The 17,316-nt window shown below is 74.7% G+C and carries 13 protein-coding genes; 12 read left to right on the top strand and 1 reads right to left on the bottom strand.

Features of this window, described 5'->3' with window-relative positions:
• Positions 1–34: 34 nt before the first annotated feature.
• Positions 35–3,298, bottom strand: a complete 3,264-nt coding sequence (locus ACWCSU_RS37995; RefSeq protein ID WP_449941669.1) for a BTAD domain-containing putative transcriptional regulator — start codon at positions 3,296–3,298, stop codon at positions 35–37.
• Between the two features lie 214 nt (positions 3,299–3,512).
• Here ACWCSU_RS37995 and ACWCSU_RS37990 point away from each other — a divergent pair, with 214 nt between their 5' ends.
• The 12 genes from ACWCSU_RS37990 to ACWCSU_RS37935 are packed head-to-tail and all read left to right on the top strand — an operon-like array spanning position 3,513 to position 17,186.
• Entirely contained in the window at positions 3,513–5,039 is a 1,527-nt protein-coding gene (locus tag ACWCSU_RS37990; RefSeq protein ID WP_449941667.1) for an AMP-binding protein, read from the top strand.
• A gap of 8 nt (positions 5,040–5,047) precedes the next feature.
• Positions 5,048–5,272 carry an acyl carrier protein gene (locus ACWCSU_RS37985; protein ID WP_357707953.1) on the top strand — a complete coding sequence of 75 codons (225 nt, stop codon included), beginning with the start codon at positions 5,048–5,050 and terminating at the stop codon, positions 5,270–5,272.
• Positions 5,269–6,672, top strand: a complete 1,404-nt coding sequence (locus ACWCSU_RS37980; RefSeq protein ID WP_364087286.1) for a flavin monoamine oxidase family protein — start codon at positions 5,269–5,271, stop codon at positions 6,670–6,672. Before ACWCSU_RS37985 ends, ACWCSU_RS37980 begins: the two co-directional genes overlap by 4 nt.
• A complete protein-coding gene (locus ACWCSU_RS37975) occupies positions 6,665–8,362 on the top strand; it encodes a class I adenylate-forming enzyme family protein (RefSeq protein WP_449941665.1) in 1,698 nt (565 codons plus the stop codon). Before ACWCSU_RS37980 ends, ACWCSU_RS37975 begins: the two co-directional genes overlap by 8 nt.
• Positions 8,359–9,852, top strand: a complete 1,494-nt coding sequence (locus tag ACWCSU_RS37970) for a KamA family radical SAM protein (protein ID WP_449941663.1) — start codon at positions 8,359–8,361, stop codon at positions 9,850–9,852. Before ACWCSU_RS37975 ends, ACWCSU_RS37970 begins: the two co-directional genes overlap by 4 nt.
• Entirely contained in the window at positions 9,849–10,847 is a 999-nt protein-coding gene (locus ACWCSU_RS37965; RefSeq protein WP_357707958.1) for an ATP-grasp domain-containing protein, read from the top strand. The genes ACWCSU_RS37970 and ACWCSU_RS37965 overlap by 4 nt, the downstream gene beginning before the upstream one ends.
• A 5-nt stretch (positions 10,848–10,852) precedes the next feature.
• Positions 10,853–12,082, top strand: a complete 1,230-nt coding sequence (locus tag ACWCSU_RS37960) for a phenylacetate--CoA ligase family protein (RefSeq protein ID WP_449941661.1) — start codon at positions 10,853–10,855, stop codon at positions 12,080–12,082.
• Between the two features lie 2 nt (positions 12,083–12,084).
• Positions 12,085–13,341 carry an MFS transporter gene (locus ACWCSU_RS37955; RefSeq protein WP_357707960.1) on the top strand — a complete coding sequence of 419 codons (1,257 nt, stop codon included), beginning with the start codon at positions 12,085–12,087 and terminating at the stop codon, positions 13,339–13,341.
• Positions 13,338–14,189: an SDR family NAD(P)-dependent oxidoreductase gene (locus ACWCSU_RS37950; protein WP_449941658.1), complete on the top strand. Its 852-nt coding sequence runs from the start codon at positions 13,338–13,340 to the stop codon at positions 14,187–14,189. Before ACWCSU_RS37955 ends, ACWCSU_RS37950 begins: the two co-directional genes overlap by 4 nt.
• On the top strand, positions 14,186–14,584 hold the full coding sequence (paaI, locus tag ACWCSU_RS37945) for a hydroxyphenylacetyl-CoA thioesterase PaaI (protein ID WP_449941656.1): 399 nt from the start codon (positions 14,186–14,188) through the stop codon (positions 14,582–14,584). The genes ACWCSU_RS37950 and paaI overlap by 4 nt, the downstream gene beginning before the upstream one ends.
• Positions 14,581–15,903: an MFS transporter gene (locus ACWCSU_RS37940; protein ID WP_449941654.1), complete on the top strand. Its 1,323-nt coding sequence runs from the start codon at positions 14,581–14,583 to the stop codon at positions 15,901–15,903. The genes paaI and ACWCSU_RS37940 overlap by 4 nt, the downstream gene beginning before the upstream one ends.
• Positions 15,904–15,929: 26 nt before the next feature.
• A complete protein-coding gene (locus tag ACWCSU_RS37935; RefSeq protein ID WP_449941653.1) occupies positions 15,930–17,186 on the top strand; it encodes a phenylacetate--CoA ligase family protein in 1,257 nt (418 codons plus the stop codon).
• The last annotated feature ends 130 nt before the right edge of the window (positions 17,187–17,316 follow it).

Below are 17,316 nucleotides of genomic sequence, written 5' to 3'. Positions count from 1 at the left end.
CCCGGGCGGGGCGCGGCGTTCGCGGCCGGGCCGGTCATCGGCCCGCGGCCACCTCGGCCGGGCGGGACGGTGGCGGGTCGAGGACCGCCGTGAACAGGTCTCCGGCCCGGTCCTGGCAACGTGCGGCGGCCGGCTCGTCGCCGATGCGGCGGTGGGCGCGTCCCAGCGTCACCAGGGCCCGCGCCTCGCCCAGCTTGTAGCCGCTGCCGGCGTGGACGCGGGCCGCGCGGGCGGCGTACGAGATGGCCGCGGCCGTGTCGCCGGCCGCCAGCGCCGCCTCCGCGCACGCCGCCAGCGCCGCGCCCTGCACCAGCACCGCGCCCGCCTTCCTGGCCAGCCCCAGCCCGGCCAGCGTGTCGCGCATGGCGGCCAGGTGCTCGTCCAGGCCGGTGCGCGCCACGGCCAGCCCCACGAGCGCGTCCGCCTGGCCCACGGCGGCGCCGATGCCGCGGGCCCGCTCCAGCGCGGCGGTCAGCTGCCCGACGGCGGCCCCCGGATCGGTCTGGCAGCGGATGCGGCCGAGCCCGATCAGGGCGTCCAGCTCCAGCTTGGGATCGCCGACCGCCAGCGCCCGCCGCAGCGCCTCCTCGGCGTAGCCGAGCGCGTCGGCCCGCCGGCCCGCGTCCAGGTGCACGTCGGCCAGCTCCCTGCACAGGTCGGCCTGGTACCGCTCGCCGATCGCGGCGCCGAGCCCGCGCGCCGCCGTCAGGCACCGGACGGCCTCGCCCAGCCGCCCGGTCAGCCGCAGCACGGCGCCGAGCCCGGCCAGCGCGGCGGCCTCGGTCGCCGGCAGCCCGCGGTCGCGGCAGAGCGACAACGCCTCGCTCAGGTGCTCCTCGGCGACGCCGAGCCGGCCCATCTGGGTCAGCGCCAGCCCCAGGTGGACGAGCGGCGCGGCCCCCACCCGCGCGGAGCGCCGGGAGCCGTCCACGGCCAGGGTCAGCAGCCGCCGGGCCGCGCCCAGCCTGCCCTGCTGGAGGTGGACCACGCCGAGCGCGGCCAGCGCCGCGAGCCTGCCCTCCGGCCAGCCGGCCCGTTCGGCGGCCGTGAACGCCCCCCGCAACTCCTCGACCGCCTCGGTCAGCTCGGCCGCCCGCCACCGCGTGGAGGCCAGGCAGTGCCCGACGGCCGCCTGGCCCAGGTGGTCGCCGGCCGCGCGGGCGGCCTGCCGGGCGTCCCGCAGCACGTCCGTCCAGCCGGGCTGGCCGCCGGTCAGGTCGAGGTAGCCGTTCATGGCGTCGATGAGCCGCCAGGCGTACGGGTGGCCGGGGGCGTTCCGGACGGCGGCGACGAGGTTGGCGCGTTCGGCGTCCAGCCAGGCCAGCGCGGCGGTCGCGCCGGTGAAGGCGACCGGACGTCGGGAGCCGTCGGCGGGGGCGCGCAGCAGGTGGGGATAGGCGACGTCGCCGGCTTCCCGGACCATCCGCAGGTACCAGGCCATCAGCGCGTCCAGGGCACGGGCCCGCCCCGGCGCGGGCTCCTCGGCCAGCACGCGTTCGCGGGCGTACTCCCGCATCAGGTCGTGGAAGGTGTAGCGGCCCGGCTCCGGCTCCTCGACCAGGTGCGCGGCGGCGAGCCCGGACAGCAGCCGGTCGGCCTCGGCCGGGACGGTCCCGGCCAGCGCGCCGGCCGCCCCCGCGGTGAACGTGGGCCCCGGGACGAGCGCGAGCAGCCGGAACAGCCGCCGTGCCGCCGGATCCAGGCGGTGGTAGGACAGGTCGAACGCGCCGCGCACGGCCGCGTGCGGATCGCCGGTGACCGCCAGGGCCGATAATCGGGTGCTGGTCAGCCGGCGCACCTGGCCGGCGATGCCGCCGGCGGCGTCCCCGTCGGCCCTGCCGAGGATGCCCGCGGCGGCGATGCGCAGCGCCAGCGGCAGCCGGCCGCACGCCCGGGCCAGGTCGAGCGCCGCGTCCCGCTCGGCGGCCAGCCGCTCGCCGCCGAGGAGGCCGCCGAACAGCGTGACCGCCTCGCCGGTGGACAACATGCCGAGCGGGACGGGGATCGCGCCGTCCCGGGCGACCAGGCCGTCCAGGCGGTCCCTGCTGGTGATCACGGTGGCGCAGCGCGGCCCGCCCGGCAGCAGCGGGCGGACCTGCTCCTCGCTGCCGGCGTTGTCCAGCACCACCAGCACCCGCCGGTCGGCCAGCAGGCTGCGGTAGGCCGCGCTGGCCTCCTCCACCGTGCCGGGCACGCGCTCGGCGGGCACGCCGAGCCCGCGCAGGAAGCGGCCCAGCGCCTCGATCGGCAGCAGCGGCCGCTCGGCCGAGTGCCCGCGCAGGTCCACGTAGAGCTGGCCGTCGGGGAAGCGGTGGCGGTCGCGGTGGGCCCAGTGCAGGGCCAGGGCGGTCTTGCCCGAGCCGCCCGCGCCGGTCAGCACCGCGATCGACGTCCCGCCGGAGGCCGGGTCGCCGCCGATCCCGAGCGGGTCGAGCAGCCGGAGCTGGGCCGTCCGCCCGGTGAACTGGCCGGGGCCGGGCGGCAGCTGGGCGGGCGTCACCGTTTCCCGGGAATCGGACGGCCTGATCGGCGGAACGTTCCCGCGCAGGATGCGCTGGTGCAGTTGCCGCAGCTCGGGGCCGGGGTCCAGGCCCAGTTCCTCGGTGAGGCGGCGGCGGGTGCGATCGTACCGCTCCAGGGCGTCCACGCGGCGGCCGGCCCGGCACAGCGCCAGCATGAGCAGGCCCACCAGCCCCTCACGGAACGGGTGCTCGGCGACCAGCGCGATCAGCTCGGGGACCAGCACGGCGGCGCGGCCCGCCCGGACCTCGGCGTCCAGGCACTCCTCGACGGCTGCGAGGCGTTCCTCGGCCAGGGCGTCGCGCAGCCGGTCCAGCAGCTCGCCGCCGGAGACGCCGGTCAGCGGCTCGCCCCGCCACAGGGTCAGGGCGCGGCGCAGCCCGGCGGCCTGCCGCTCGGCCGTCTCCCCGGCCCGCGCGCGGGTGACCGCCGTCCGGAACTCGTGCACGTCCACCTGCCCGGGGTCCAGGCCGAGCTGGTAGCCGCGCGGGCGGTAGGCGATGGTGACGCCGGCCGCGGCCAGGGCGGGGCGCAGCCGGGAGACGTACCCCTGCACCAGGTTGCGCGCCCCGGCCGGGGGACGTTCGCCCCACAGGCCCTCGATCAGCCGGTTCACCGAGACGAGCCGGCCCGCGTCCAGTGCGAGCAGGGCCAGCGCCGCCCGCTGCCGGGGCGGCCCGAGCGGGATCTCCTGGCGCCCCCGCCAGGCTCGCACCGCCCCCAGGAGCCCGATCTTCAGTACGTCCGCCAGACCTGCCCGTGTTGTTTCGTCTGACATGTCGTATTTCCCCTTTGCCACGTCGCAGGCCGCCGTACAGCAGACATGACAGGCAGTACAGCCGAAATCCTGACGCCATCAAGCCCCCGTGCAGCGGCCTGCTGCACTCTGAACGCGATCTCGCTTGGTTCGCCCCACATTCGCTTGACACGGGCTGACAGACGCGCGGGCCGTGCGGCCGGCGTCGCCGCGTCACCCCGGGGAAGAGGCAGCGTTGTCCGAACCGCACCACGACGTTCTCCGGGAGTTCGCCCGGACGGCCGAGCGCCACCCGGACCGTCCGGCCCTGGTCCACGCCGGCCGCACCCTCACCTACGCCGAGCTGGCCGCCCGGGTCCGCGCGACGGCCCGGCGGCTCGGGCCCGATCCCGGGGCGGTGGGCGTGCTGACGTCCCGCACGCCGGGGACCGTGGCCGCGCTGCTGGGCACGCTCGCGGCGGGCGGCGCGTACGTGCCCGTCGACCCGGCGCACCCGCGGGCCCGCCGGGAGGCGGTGCTGGCGGCGGCCGGCTGCCGCACGCTGATCGCGTCCGGACCTGGCGCGTGGGCCCCGGACGGCGTGCGCGTGATCGAGCCGCCCGATCGCGTCGAGCCGGAGGGCGGACCGGTGGACGAGCTCGACGAGCTCGCGGCCGTCGAGGCGGGCACGCCCGCGTACATCCTGTTCACCTCCGGCTCGACCGGCGCGCCCAAGCCCGTGGTGACGCCCAGGCGGGCGATCTCCGTCGTGACCGGGGCGCTGCGCGAGCTGTTCGGGATCACCCCCGCCGACCGGGTGCTCCAGTTCGCCTCGCTGAACTGGGACACCTGCCTGGAGGAGATCCTGCCCGCGCTGACCGGCGGGGCGGCGCTGGTCTTCCACGACGGCGCGCATTCGGGGTCGTTCCGCCGGATGCTGCGCGCGGTCGCCGACGAGCGGGTCACCGTGCTGGACCTGCCGACGGCGTTCTGGCACGAGCTGGTACGGCACCTGGCGGACGAGCGGGCCGCGCTGCCTGCGTGCGTCCGGCTGGTGATCATCGGCGGCGAGGCCGTGAGCCCGCCGCGTCTGGCGGACTGGCGGGCCCTGGACACCGGCGGCATCCGGCTGCTCAACACCTACGGCTGCACGGAGACCACCCTCATCACGCACGCCGTCGACCTGCACGGCCCCCTGGCGCCCGGGGACGCGGGGGAACGGGCGCCGGGGGACGAGCGGGTGCCGATCGGCTGGGCGCTGCCGCACGTCGTGCAGCGGGTGAGTGAGGAGGGGGAGCTGCTGGTCGGCGGGCCGGCCCTGGCACTGGGCTACCTGGGCCTGCCCGAGGCGACCGCCGCCCGCTTCGTCACCCCCGGGACGGAGTCCGGGCGGTTCTTCCGCACCGGCGACCGGGTCACCGTGACCGGGGGCGGGGCGCTCGTCCACGAGGGCCGGCTCGACCACGAGCTCAAGATCCGGGGCATCCGGGTGGACCCGGCCGAGGTCGAGGCGCACATCGCCGGCCATCCGGGCGTGGGCGCGGTGGCGGTGGCGGGTGTCACGGTCGCCGATCACACGACCCTCGCCGCGTACGTCGTGCCCCGCCCGCAGCCCGGCCGGGACACCGAGGACGGGCTGGCCGCCGAGGTCCGGGACTACCTGCGGGACCGGGTGCCGTGCCACCTCGTGCCCAGCCGGATCACCGTCGTGCCCGAACTGGCCTACACCACCAGCGGCAAGGTCGACCGCGCCGGTTCGCACCGGCGCTACACCACCAACTGAAGGAGATCATGTACGTGGACGTCACCGCCGTCTCTGACATCTTCCGGCGGGTACTGGAAAACCCCGAAATAACGGATGATTCCGACTTTTTCGTCTTGGGTGGGGATTCGCTGCTCGCCACCCGCGTCCTGAGCGCGATCGCCCGCGACTGCGGCGCCGAGCTCGACTTCGACGACTTCCTCGACGCGCCCACCCCGGCCGCCCTGGCCAAGAAGATCGCGAGCCTGGCATGAGCGAGCCGGGCACGAGGGCCCCGGGCGTCAAGGCGCCGGGCTTGAGGGAGGCGGGCGTCAAGGCGCCGGGCTTGAAGGTCGTCGTCGTGGGCGCGGGCCTGGCCGGGCTCACCGCCGCCGCCGACCTGGCCGCGTCCGGCGCCGAGGTCACCGTGATTGAGGCCAGGGACCGCGTCGGCGGCCGTACGCACGGCATCGAGGTCGCCCCCGGCGGCTGGGCCGACGCGGGCGCGGCGTACCTGGGGGAGCGGCACACCGCGCTGACGGCCCTGCTGGCCGAGCTGGACCTGAAGACCACCCCGGCCACCGTGGGCGGCGCGGCCAGGTTCGCGCTCGGCGGCGAGCCCGTGACCGGCCGTTTCCCGCCCCTGTCGGCGGTCGCGCTGGGCGGCCTGTTCGACGCGCTGGAGGAACTGGCCGCCGCCGTCCGCCCCGACGCGCCCTGGCTGACCCCGGACGCCGCCCGCCTGGACGCCACCACGGCGGCCGACTGGGCCGAGGCGCACCTGACGCATCCGGACGCGCGGCTGTTCTTCCCGCTGTTCGCCGGCGAGATGATGGCCGCGGACCCGGCGGACGTGTCCGTCCTGCACCTGGCCTTCTACCTGCGCTCGGGCGGCGGGCTGCGTTACCTGAACGCCTTCGCGGGCGGCGCGCAGGAGGACCGGATCGACGGCGGCGCCCACCAGGTGTGCCTGCGCCTGGCCGCCCGGCTCGGCGACCGGGTGCGCCTCGGCGAGCCGGTGCGCGCGGTCCACCAGGACGACTCCGGCGTGGACGTCGTCACCGCGACCGGCTCGGCCAGGGCGGACGCGGTGGTGGTCGCCGTGCCGCCGTCGCTCGCCGACGCCATGGAGTTCCGGCCGGGCCTGCCCGCGCCGCGGTCGGGCCCCCGTACGGCGCCCGGCTGCGCGGTGAAGGTGCACCTGGTCTACCCCGCGCCGCTCTGGCGCGAGCAGGGCCTGTCGGGCTGGTCGGTCAGCGCGGAGGGCCCCCTGCTGTCCACCGTGGACGACTCGCCCGCGGGCGGCTCGGCGGGCGTGCTGACCGGGTTCGTGACCGGCGCGCAGGCCAAGGCGTTCGCCGCGCTGCCCCCGCGCGAGCAGGCCGGGCGGGCGCGGGCCCAGGTCGCGCGGCTGTTCCCCGGGCTGCCCGCCCCGGACGCCTGCCACGTGACCGACTGGCTCGGCGACGACTACAGCCGGGGCTGCTACGCGGCGCTGTTCGGGCCGGGCGACTGGCTCCGGCTCGGCCCGCGGCTGACCACCCCCCACCAGCGGGTGCACTGGGCCGGCACCGAGACGAGCACCGAGTTCTTCGGCCTGATGGAAGGCGCCATCCGCTCAGGACACCGGGTGGCCGCGGAGATCGACGCGACCTGGAGGCACATCCATGACTGACCGGACCCCGATCGCCCCCCTGACCGTACGGGAGGGCTTCATGACCGAGCCCGGCCTCGGCGCGGGCAACTTCCTCGACCACGCCCTCGCGGCCAACCCCAACCGCGCGGTGCCGTTCGTCCACAGCCACCACACCGACCACCGCGGCCAGGTCGTGTTACGCGGCCACAGCCTGACCGACCTCGCGGCCCTGCGCGACCGGTACGCCACCTGGTACCACGCCAACGGCGTGCGGCCCGGCGAGCCCGTGGGCGTCGTCGTGGCCGAGGGGCTGGAGCCGCTGCTGCACTTCCTGGCGCTCACCGCGCTCGGCGCAATCCCGGCGATGGTCAACGACGCCATGCGGGCCGACGTCATGGCCGGCTACCTGGAGCACGTCGGCGTGGTCGGCGTCGTCGCCGACGACACGACCCGGCTGCAGCTCGCCTACCGCAACACGCCGCGGGCCCGGCCCAGGTTCCTCGCCCTGGCCGCCGAGGTGCGCGCCCACGACGCGGCGTCGGGCGGCCTGCCGGAGCAGTACCCGTACCGGCATGAACCGGACGATGTGGTGGCGCTCATCCACTCCTCGGGCACCACCGGCACGCCCAAGTCCACCATCCTCGGGCATCGCAGCTTCTGGGACGGCAAACAGCTCCGGATGGTGCGCTTCCCGGCGGAGCCGTACGACCGGCTGATGTCGCTCATGCCGCACACGCACGCGGGCGGGCTCAGCTACTTCCTCACCGCGGTCCTGCTCGGGCTGCCGACCGTGATCATGTCGGACTGGCGGCGCGCCGGCGTGGAGCCGGTGATGGAGGCGTTCCAGCCGACGATGGTGGCCTCGTTCCCGCGCACGTTCGTGGAACTGGCGACCGGCGAGCTGCCGATCAGGGGCGCGGCCAGGGTGCACTCCTGGTTCAACACCGGCGACAGCGCCCACTACGGCCACATCCGGCGGCTCGTCACGCTCGGCGAGCGGCCCGCGGGGCTGATCAGGTCGTGGCTGCTGCCGCGCGGCGAGGCCGCCGGCGAGCCGCTGCCCGGCTCCCAGTTCGTGGACGGGCTCGGCTCCTCGGAGATGGGCATGGCGCTGTTCGGCCAGGTCACCTCCCCCGAGACGCCGCGCGCCGACCGCTGCGTCGGCAAGCCCCAGGACGCGGTGATCAAGGCCGCCGTGCTCGACGAGAACGGCCGGGAGCTGCCCGACGGCGAGGTCGGCCTGCTGGGCGTGATCACTCCGTCGCGCACCCCCGGCTACTGGAACGACCAGAGGCTGACCGGCAGCTTCGAGCTCAACGGCTTCTGGCTCACCGGCGACGTCGCCCGCCGGGACGCCGAGGGCAACTTCTACCACCTCGACCGCACCGTGGACGTGATCGACACCGCGGCCGGGCCGGTCTACAGCCTGCCCGTCGAGGAGGTGCTGATCGCCGACTGCGCGGACCTCGTCCAGGACTGCTCGGTCGTCGGCGTGCCGGGGCCCGAGGGCCAGGTGCCGATCGCCGTCGTACGGACGCAGGCCGGGGCCGCCGCCGTCACCGCCGAGGAGGTCAGGGAGAAGGCCAACAAGGCGCTGGCCGACGCGGGCCTGGCCACACTGGCCGCCGTGGTCCTGGCGCGCACCGAACAGGACTACCCGCTCGGCCCCACAGGCAAGGTGCTCAAGCGTGAGCTCCGCACCCGGCACGCGGCGCTGTTCGCCGGATGAGCCCGCACGACGACACCCCCCGCCACCCCGTCGCCGCCACCGGAACCGCCCGCTCAGCCGACACCGGAACCGCCCGGTCCGACGCCGCGGGGCCCGCCAGTGCCCGGTCCGGCGCCGCGGGGCCGGGGACCGCCGAGTCCGGCGGCGTCCGCCCCTTCGTGTACGCGCGGCGGGCGCTCGCCGAGCCCGACTGGCGGCGGCTGCCGGGCTGGCGGGAGGTCACCGAGGCGCAGTGGCGCGACGCCCAGTGGCAGCGCGCCCACTGTGTGCGGAACGCGGCGCAGCTGCGCGCCGTGACCGGCGACCTGCTCCAGGACGCCTTCCTCGCCGACCTGGCCGCCGACGTGGCCCGGTTCGCCACCATGTCCATGCTGGTCACGCCCCAGCTCCTCAACGTCATGGCGCCGGACGAGCCGGAGGACCCGGCCGCGTTCACGGCGGCGTTCCTGGCCAACCCGGTCCGCCGCTACCTGCTGCCGGTCGCCTCCGACCGGCACCCGGTCTGGCCGAGCCATCCGCGGGCCCAGCGCGACTCGCTGCACGAGGCCGAGATGTGGGCGGTGGAGGGCCTGACCCACCGCTACCCGACGAAGGTGCTGGCCGAGCTGCTGGCCACGTGCCCGCAGTACTGCGGACACTGCACCCGGATGGACCTGGTCGGCACGTCCACGCCGCAGGTCGTCAAGGCCAGGCTCGCGCTCAGGCCGGTGGACCGGCAGGAGCTGATGCTGGACTACCTCAAGCGCACGCCCGCCGTCCGGGACGTGGTGGTCTCCGGCGGCGACCTGGCCAACATGCCGTGGCCGCGGCTGGAGGCGTTCCTGCTGCGGCTGCTGGAGCTGGAGTCCGTGCGCGACATCCGGCTGGCCACCAAGGCGCTGGTCGGGCTGCCGCAGCACTGGCTCCAGCCGGCCGTGGTCGAGGGCGTGGGCCGGGTGGCCGCCGTGGCCCGCGCCCGCGGGGTGAACCTGGCCGTGCACACCCACGCCAACCACGCGCGTTCGGTGACGCCGCTGGTCGCCGAGGCGGCCGGGGCCCTGCTGGCGGCCGGCGTACGGGACGTGCGCAACCAGGGCGTGCTCATGCGCGGCGTGAACGCCACCCCGCACGACCTGCTCGACCTGTGCTTCGCCCTGCACGGCGAGGCCGGCATCCTGCCCTACTACTTCTACGTCTGCGACCTGATCCCCAACGCCGAGCACTGGCGCACCCCGCTCCACCAGGCACGCAGCCTCCAGGAGGCCATCATGGGCCACCTGCCCGGCTACGCCACGCCCCGGATCGTGTGCGACGTGCCCTACGTCGGCAAGCGCTGGGTGCACCAGGCCGCCGCCTACGACCGGGAACGCGGCGTCTCGTACTGGACCAGGAGTCACGGGATCGGGCTGGAGCCGCCCGGCCCTGAGCACCGCTTCCCCTTCTACGACCCGATCGACACCCTGCCCGAGCCCGGCCGCCGCTGGTGGACGAGCCAGAAGGGAGAGTCATGACCCCGTTGCGCCGCATGTGCTGGATCTTCCCCGACCGGGAGTCCACCCGGGCCACCGCGATGTGGCACCCGTTCTTCTGGGACCTGTACGAGGACGTAGCCGCCGAACTCGGCCTGCGCTGGACCAGGAACTCCCCGGACTCGGTCACCGTGGACGCGCTGGACCCCGGCAACCCCCGCGTCTACGTGGACGACGAGCCGGTCACCCCCGAGGACACGCTCTTCATCACCGCCCTGTACTCCCTGCCCTACCAGTCCATGGACGTCTTCAACCAGTACGCCCTCTACGCCGTCCTGGAGGAGGCCGGCTTCTACCTGCCGTTCCCGCCGTCCCTGTCGCCGGTGGCCAACGACAAGCTGGCCACCGTCCTGCGGCTGCGCGACTCGCCCGTGCCGCCGATCCCGACCCTGCGCATCGGCACCGGCCGGGACACCAGCAAGCACCTGTACGAGGCCGCGATCGCCGGCCTCACCTACCCGGCCCTGGTCAAGCCCGCCGGCTGGTGCGGCGGCGGCGGGGTGAACCTGGCCCGCGACTCCGAGGAGCTGCGCGGCCTGGCCAGCCTCGCCCAGGGCGGCGACACCACGCTCGTGGTCCAGCCGTACCTGGGCGACGGCACCGTGGACTACCGCGTCTACGTCGTGGACGGCGAGCCGTACGCCGTCATGAAGCGCATCCCCGAGCCGGGCTCGCCGGTCGCCAACGCCAGCAGGGGCGGCACGATGGAGTTCCCGCCCGTGCCGCCGGAGCTGGCGGCGGCCACGGCGTACTTCTACGAGCGGGTGCCCATCCCGTTCTTCTGCGTCGACTTCCTCCACGACGGCGAGCGCTATTGGTTCTCCGAGCTGGAGCCCGACGGCGTGATCGCCCCCGACCTGGGCGACCCCGCCCGCACCCTCCAGCGCGACGTCACCCGGGCCCGCTGGACGGCCTACCGCGACGGCCACGCCCGCTTCCTCAAAGAACGCCTCCCGCACGAACCCGAGAGCTGGTGACCCCCATGACCGAATCGTTCTCGCTGACGCCCGAGGCGGCAGAGCCGCGCCTGAGCGTCCCGAGGCGCTCGCTGGAGCGGCTGAGGAGCGTGCCCGCGCTCGCGCCGCGCTACGAGGGCCACGGCAAGGTGCTCACGCTGGAGGACCTGGCCGCCCTGCCCCCGCTGGTCAAGGACGACCTCAACGTCGCCCTCGCCCACCTGGAGCCCAAGGCCGGGCAGGGCGCGACCTGGCTCTTCCAGAGCGGCGGCAGCACCGGCGCGCCCAAGGTCGGCTACGCCCCCACCGGCTTCTACATGGCGGGCGTGCACCGCGAGTGGCGGCCCCTGGAGCCGGACGACGTCTTCGTCAACGCCTGGGGCGCCGGCCGCATGTGGGGCGCCCACTTCCTGGCCGCCGCCTTCGCCGACCTGTCCGGCTGCCGGGTCATCGCCCTGGGCTCGGTCGGCAGGGACGAGTACGGCGACTGGCTCGGCTTCTTCGCCGACCGGAAGGTGACCGCGTTCGGCGGGACGCCCAGCGTGCTGCGGTTGTGGTTCGCCCACGCGCGGGCCGCCGGGCTGCGCCTGCCCGCCCTGCGCAAGGTGCTCTGGCTGGGCGAGGCGTGGCATCCGCAGCTCGACGAGGACCTGGCCGAGGTCGCCCCGGACGCCCGCCGCTGGGGCATGTTCGGCAGCACCGAGACCTGGGTCGCGGCCACCAACACCCCGGACTGCCCGGCCGACGTCTTCCACCCGCTGCCTGACCAGCTCGTCCACAGCGACGCCGACGAGCTGCTGGACTTCACCACGCTCGACCCCGACATGCTCAACCCGGTGCTGCGCTACCGCACCGGCGACGCCGGCCGCTTCGTCGCCTGCCCGTGCGGCCGGGACGGCAGGGCGCTGCGCATCCTGGGCCGCCGCGACTCGGTCGTCCAGGTACGCGGCCTCGGCCTGCACGTGGACGACGTCGTCGCCCAGGCCGAGCGCGAGCCCGGCGTGCTGCGGGCCCAGGTCCTGGTCACCGAGCGGCGCGGCCGGGTCTCCGGCGTGGACGTGCTGCTGCTGACCAGCCAGGACGCCCCGCCCGACCTGCCCGAACGACTGCGCCGCGACCTTCTGGCCGCCACCTTCACCCTCAGCACCGCCTTCCAGCACGATCCCGGCTCCTTCCGCGTACGGGCGGTGGACGCGCTGATCGGCAACGACCGCACCGGCAAGACCTCGTCGTTCGTCGTCCGGGAGGAGCAGTGAGGATGCCGGGGTCGCTCGGCAGGGAGTTCGGCCTCTACTGGAGCGGCCAGACGGTGAGCCTGCTCGGCGACCGGATCACCGTGTTCGTCGTCCCGACGCTGATGATCTTCGTATTGCACGCCTCCGCGCTGGAGGTCGGCATCGTGGCCATGGCCCAGTACCTGGGCATCCCGCTGCTGGGGCCGATCGCCGGGGTGCTGGTGGACCGGTGGGACAAGCGGCTGACCATGGTCGTGTGCGACCTCGTCCGGCTGGTGGCGGTGGGGGCCATGCCGGTCGCGTACTGGTGCGGGGTGCTCTCGACGCCCGTGCTGTTCGTGTGCGTGGCGCTGATCAGCGGCGCGACCATCTTCTTCAACATCGGCTACCTCGTCGCCGTGCCCACGACCGTGCCGCAGGACCGGCTGGTGCGGGCGTACTCGCGGCTGGAGGGCAGCAGCACGGTGTCGGAGGTGGCCGGGCCGTCGATCGCGGCCGGCCTCTACCACCTGCTCGGCGTGGCCTCGCTGCTCGTGGACGCGGCCACCTACCTGGTCTCGGCGGCGTGCCTGCGGGCCATGAAGCCGTGGGGCGTCACGACCGGGGAGCGGGTGCCGGTGCGTTCGCGGCTGATGCTCGGGTTCCGGCTGAACTGGGCCGATCCGGTGCTGCGGCGGGTGGTGCTGGCCGCGGTGGTGCTCAACTCGGGCGGGCCGATCTTCGTCACGGTCCTGCCGGTGCTGGCCTACCAGGGGCTCGGCGTCTCGGTGGGCGTGTTCGGCGCGGCGATGTCGGCGGCGGCCGTCGGCGCGGTGCTCGGCGCGCTGGTCGCCCCGAGGATCAGCGACCGGCTCGGCCTCGGCCGGACCATGGCGTGGGCGCTCCTGCTGCACTGCCTGGTCGGCCTCGGCGTGCTGGCCGCGCCCGCGCTGCCCGCCGCGCCGGTGATCGGCGTGACGTTCGGCTGCTACGGCTTCTTCATGTCGTGCATCAACGTGTGCAGCGCGCCGATCCGGCAGTCGCGGATGGCCGCCGAGAACCAGGGCGTGATGCACGCCGCGTTCCGCACGGCGACCTGGGGGGTGATCCCGCTGGCCGCGCTCGCGGGCGGGTCGGCGGTCACCCTGCTGACGCCCGCGCTGGGCGTGCTCGGCGCGGCGCAGGCGGTCATGGCCGGTGGCACGCTGCTGGCGGCGTTCTCGTTCCTGCCCGCCTCGGGCCTCCAGGCGCTGATGGACCGGGCCGCGCCGCGGGCGCACCTGGCGGGGAGCGCGTCATGACGACAGTGCTGATCACGGGGACCTCGTCGGGGATTGGGCTGGCCACCGCGGTCGTCGCCGCGCGGGCCGGGCTGACGGTCGTGGCCACCATGCGCGACCCCGGCCGGGACGGCGACCTGCGCGCGGCGGCCGATCGGGCCGGCGTCACCCTGGACGTCCGCCGCCTCGACGTCACCGACCCGGCCTCGGCGCGGGCCTGCCTGCGGGGCGTGCGCGAGACGTACGGCGGGCTGGACGCGCTGGTCAACAACGCGGGCGTGTCGAACTTCGACCCCACGATGGAGATGTCCACGGCGGAGGCGCTGCGCGCCAACTTCGAGGTCAACTTCTTCGGCGTCGTCGAGGTCAGCCGGCTCGCGATGCCGCTGCTGCGGGCCGCCGGCGGCCGTCTGGTGACGATCGGCAGCGTGCACGGCGTCGTGGGCCAGCCGTTCAACGAGGCGTACGCGGCGGCGAAGGCGGCGGTCGAGGGGTTCATGGAGAGCCTGGCGCCGGTCGCGGCCGAGCACGGGGTGCGGGTGAGCGTGGTCGTGCCCGGCTTCGTCTCCGACACCCAGTTCGGGATTTTTCCGGACATCAATAGGAAGACGATCCGGGCCGCCTCCGGCCCGTACGCCCCGACGTTCGACGCCTACCTCGACTGGGTGTGCGGCCCCGGCTGGGAGGGCGCGGGCCAGTCCTCCTGGCAGGTGGCCGACGTCGTCGTGGACGCGCTGACCGCCGACGACCCGCCCTTCCGCATCCCGACCAGCCCCTGGGTGTCGGAGTACGTGGCCCGCAAACTCGCCGACCCCGACGGCTCGGCCGTCCGGACCATGGCCAGGACCTGGATCGGAGCCGCGCCGTGACCGGCCCGGACCCGGCCTGCCGGGCGCTCGGCATCGCCCTGGAGGAGGCGGCCGGAGGCCGGGCCCGGCTGCGCATGCGCGTCACCGAGGACATGGTGAACGGGCACGGCGTCGCCCACGGCGGCTACCTGTTCCTGCTCGCCGACGCCGCCTTCGACCACGCCTGCAACAGCCGCGGACCGGTCATGCTGGCCCATAGCGCCCAGGTCACGTTCCTGCGCCCGGCCGCGGCGGGCGACGTGCTGGTGGCCGAGGCCACGGAACGGGCAAGACACGGTCGGCACGGCGTCTACGACGTCACCGTACGCCACCCGGCCGGCGAGATCGTCGCCGAGTTCCGCGGCCACGGCGTCGTGGTCGCCGGCCGGCCCACCGACGAAAGGAAGGCGCCATGACCGGGCAGAATAGACGAACCGGGCGTTGGATCGAGCACTGGGAACCCGAGGACCCAGGCTTCTGGGCGGCCGTCGGACGCCGCGTCGCCACCAGGAACCTGATCTTCTCCATCTTCGTGGAGCATCTCGGCTTCGCGGTGTGGCTGCTGTGGAGCGCCGTCGTCGTCCTGCTGCCGAAGGCGGGCTTCCCGTTCACCGTCGACCAGCTCTTCTGGCTGGTCGCGGTGCCGAACCTGGTCGGCAGCACGCTGCGGCTGCCCTACACCTTCGCGGTCTCGGCCTTCGGCGGGCGCAACTGGAACGTGGCCAGCGCCCTGCTGCTCCTGGCGCCGACGGGGCTGCTGGCCTGGCTGGTCACCGATCCGGCCAGGCCCTACTGGATGTTCCTGGTCGCCGCGGCCACGGCCGGGCTCGGCGGCGGCAACTTCGCCTCCTCCATGGCCAACGTCTCCTACTTCTACCCGGAGCGGCGCAAGGGGTTCGCGCTGGGCGTGAACGCGGCCGGCGGGAACCTGGGCGTGGCGGTCGTGCAGCTGCTGATCCCGCTGGTGGCGGCGGGCGGCCTGGCGTACGCGGGGCTGGTGTGGCTGCCGCTCATCGTGGCCGCCGCACTGTGCGCGTACCTGTTCATGGACAACCTGGCCGTGGCCAGGACCGGCTTCGGCACCCAGGGCAGGGCGTTCCTGCGTCCGCACACCTGGGTCATGTCCTTCCTCTACATCGGCACCTTCGGCTCGTTCATCGGATACTCGGCGGCGTTCCCACTGGTCGCCAAGTCGGTGTTCGCGCAGTCCGCCTCGCCGTACCTGGCCTTCATCGGGCCGCTGGCCGGGTCGCTGGCGCGGCCGGTCGGCGGCTGGCTGGCCGACCGGTACGGCGGGGCCAGGGTCACCTCGTGGTCGTTCGTCGTCATGGCCGCCGGGGCCGTGGCCGCGCTGGCCGCGCTCGGACGGCACAGCTTCCCGCTCTTCCTGGGCGCGTTCCTGCTGCTGTTCGTCGCCTCGGGGGCGGGGAACGGGTCCACGTACCGGATGATCCCGGCCATCTTCACCGCGCAGGCCCGGCACGGCTCGGCGGACGTGCGGCTGCGGGCGAGGCGCGAGGCCGCGGCGGCCATCGGCATCGCCTCGGCGATCGGCGCGTTCGGCGGGTTCCTCATCCCGCGCGGCTTCGCGGTCTCGCTGGCCGGATCCGGTTCCGTCGCGCCCGCCCTCCAGGTGTTCATCGGCGCCTACGCCGTCTTTCTGGCCACCAATTGGTGGTTCTACCGCCGCAGGGTGCTGGCGCGGGTCCCCAGCCTTGCCCACAGCCGAATCTGAGCACCGACGACCCCAAGGAGTGACACATGCCCGCCAAGTCCCTGCGTGACCTGATCGACTTCGCCCGGCGGCACTCGCCGTTCTACGCCGAGACCTACCGCGACCTGCCCGACGGCGTGGACGACCTCACCGCGCTGCCGATCATCGACCAGGACGCCTTCTGGGCCGCCAACACCTACCCCGACAACCGGCTGCTGACCGGCCCTCTCACCGACGCCGGCGTCTACGCCTCCGGCGGCACCACCGGAGCGCCCAAGTTCTCCCCGTGGACGCGCTCCGAGCACGCCGACTCGGTGACCGCGTTCGGCGCCGGCATGGTGAAGGCGGGCCTGCGGCCCGGCCACCGGGTGGCGAACCTGTTCTCCGCCGGCGAGATGTACGGCGGCTTCCTCTACATCGAGCACGCCCTGCACAACGCCCCCGTGGAGAACGTGCGCCTGCCCATCGCCTGCCACGCCCCGGACGGCTACATCGCCGACCTGATCGAGCTGTTCGGCGTCCACGTGCTGGCGGGGCCGCCGATGAAGCTCGGCAAGGTGGCCGAGGCGGTGATCGCGCGCGGGCGCAGCGCCGACACCGTGGAGCTGCTGCTGTTCGCCGGCGACCTGCTCTTCGACGACCTGCGTCCCCAGCTCGCCAAGGCCTTCCCCGGGGCGGCGATCGCCTCGCTCGGCTACGCCTCGGTGGACGCCGGGCTGATCGGCGGGCCGGTGGCGGGCGCGGACGTGCGGGTGCACGAGGCGTTCCCCGACCGCACGCTGGTGGAGCTGATCGACGAGGTGACCGGCGAGCCGATCAGCACGCCGGGGGTGCGCGGCCGGGTCGTCGTCACAAACCTGTTCAGGACGCTGATGCCGGTCATCCGCTACCCGGTCGGCGATCTGGGGGAGTGGACCGACGCCGAGTGCCGGGCGTTCCGGCTGGTCGGACGGACGTCCGAGGGGGCCAGGGTGGAGACGGTGGCGATGTCCAGCGAGGCCGTCCGGGCCGTGCTCGTCGCCGCCGACCCGGACCGGGCGATGTCGGCGATGCAGATGGTCCAGCGCCGCTGGGACGGCAAGGACGGCCTGCTGCTCCGCCTGGCCTGCGCGCAGGAGCCGCCGCTCGGCCTGACCCAGCGGCTCGTGGACGCCGTGTACGCGGCCAAGCCGCTCTACCCGAAGTCCGTGGCCGAGGGGCTGGTGCACCCGCTGACCGTCGAATGGGTGCGGCCGTCGGAGCTGGTGACGCACCCGCGTACCGGGAAGGTGCTCCAGGTGGTGGACGAACGCCCGCATCCCTGAACCCCGTGCGGAACCTCCGGCCTCGGCCGGAGGTTCCGGATTAATGCGGATTTCTCCGCGTCGTTTCTATGATGGAAAGGAGCGTCCGCGGGGCGATGCTCATTCGGGTACGCACCAGCTGACGACGACC

The organism is Nonomuraea sp. NPDC001699 (assembly GCF_053596455.1).
The sequence above is the reverse complement of the archived record's forward strand: the minus strand, read 5'-3'. Positions and strand labels throughout refer to the sequence as shown.

Bases quoted from the DNA above. Each gene is read 5' to 3' on its own strand.
- ACWCSU_RS37995 (WP_449941669.1), bottom strand. From the start codon at position 3,298: ATGTCAGACGAAACAACACGGGCAGGTCTGGCGGACGTACTGAAGATC.
- ACWCSU_RS37985 (WP_357707953.1), top strand. From the start codon at position 5,048: ATGTACGTGGACGTCACCGCCGTCTCTGACATCTTCCGGCGGGTACTG.
- ACWCSU_RS37980 (WP_364087286.1), top strand. From the start codon at position 5,269: ATGAGCGAGCCGGGCACGAGGGCCCCGGGCGTCAAGGCGCCGGGCTTG.
- ACWCSU_RS37975 (WP_449941665.1), top strand. From the start codon at position 6,665: ATGACTGACCGGACCCCGATCGCCCCCCTGACCGTACGGGAGGGCTTC.
- ACWCSU_RS37970 (WP_449941663.1), top strand. From the start codon at position 8,359: ATGAGCCCGCACGACGACACCCCCCGCCACCCCGTCGCCGCCACCGGA.
- ACWCSU_RS37965 (WP_357707958.1), top strand. From the start codon at position 9,849: ATGACCCCGTTGCGCCGCATGTGCTGGATCTTCCCCGACCGGGAGTCC.
- ACWCSU_RS37960 (WP_449941661.1), top strand. From the start codon at position 10,853: ATGACCGAATCGTTCTCGCTGACGCCCGAGGCGGCAGAGCCGCGCCTG.
- ACWCSU_RS37955 (WP_357707960.1), top strand. From the start codon at position 12,085: ATGCCGGGGTCGCTCGGCAGGGAGTTCGGCCTCTACTGGAGCGGCCAG.
- ACWCSU_RS37950 (WP_449941658.1), top strand. From the start codon at position 13,338: ATGACGACAGTGCTGATCACGGGGACCTCGTCGGGGATTGGGCTGGCC.
- ACWCSU_RS37940 (WP_449941654.1), top strand. From the start codon at position 14,581: ATGACCGGGCAGAATAGACGAACCGGGCGTTGGATCGAGCACTGGGAA.
- ACWCSU_RS37935 (WP_449941653.1), top strand. From the start codon at position 15,930: ATGCCCGCCAAGTCCCTGCGTGACCTGATCGACTTCGCCCGGCGGCAC.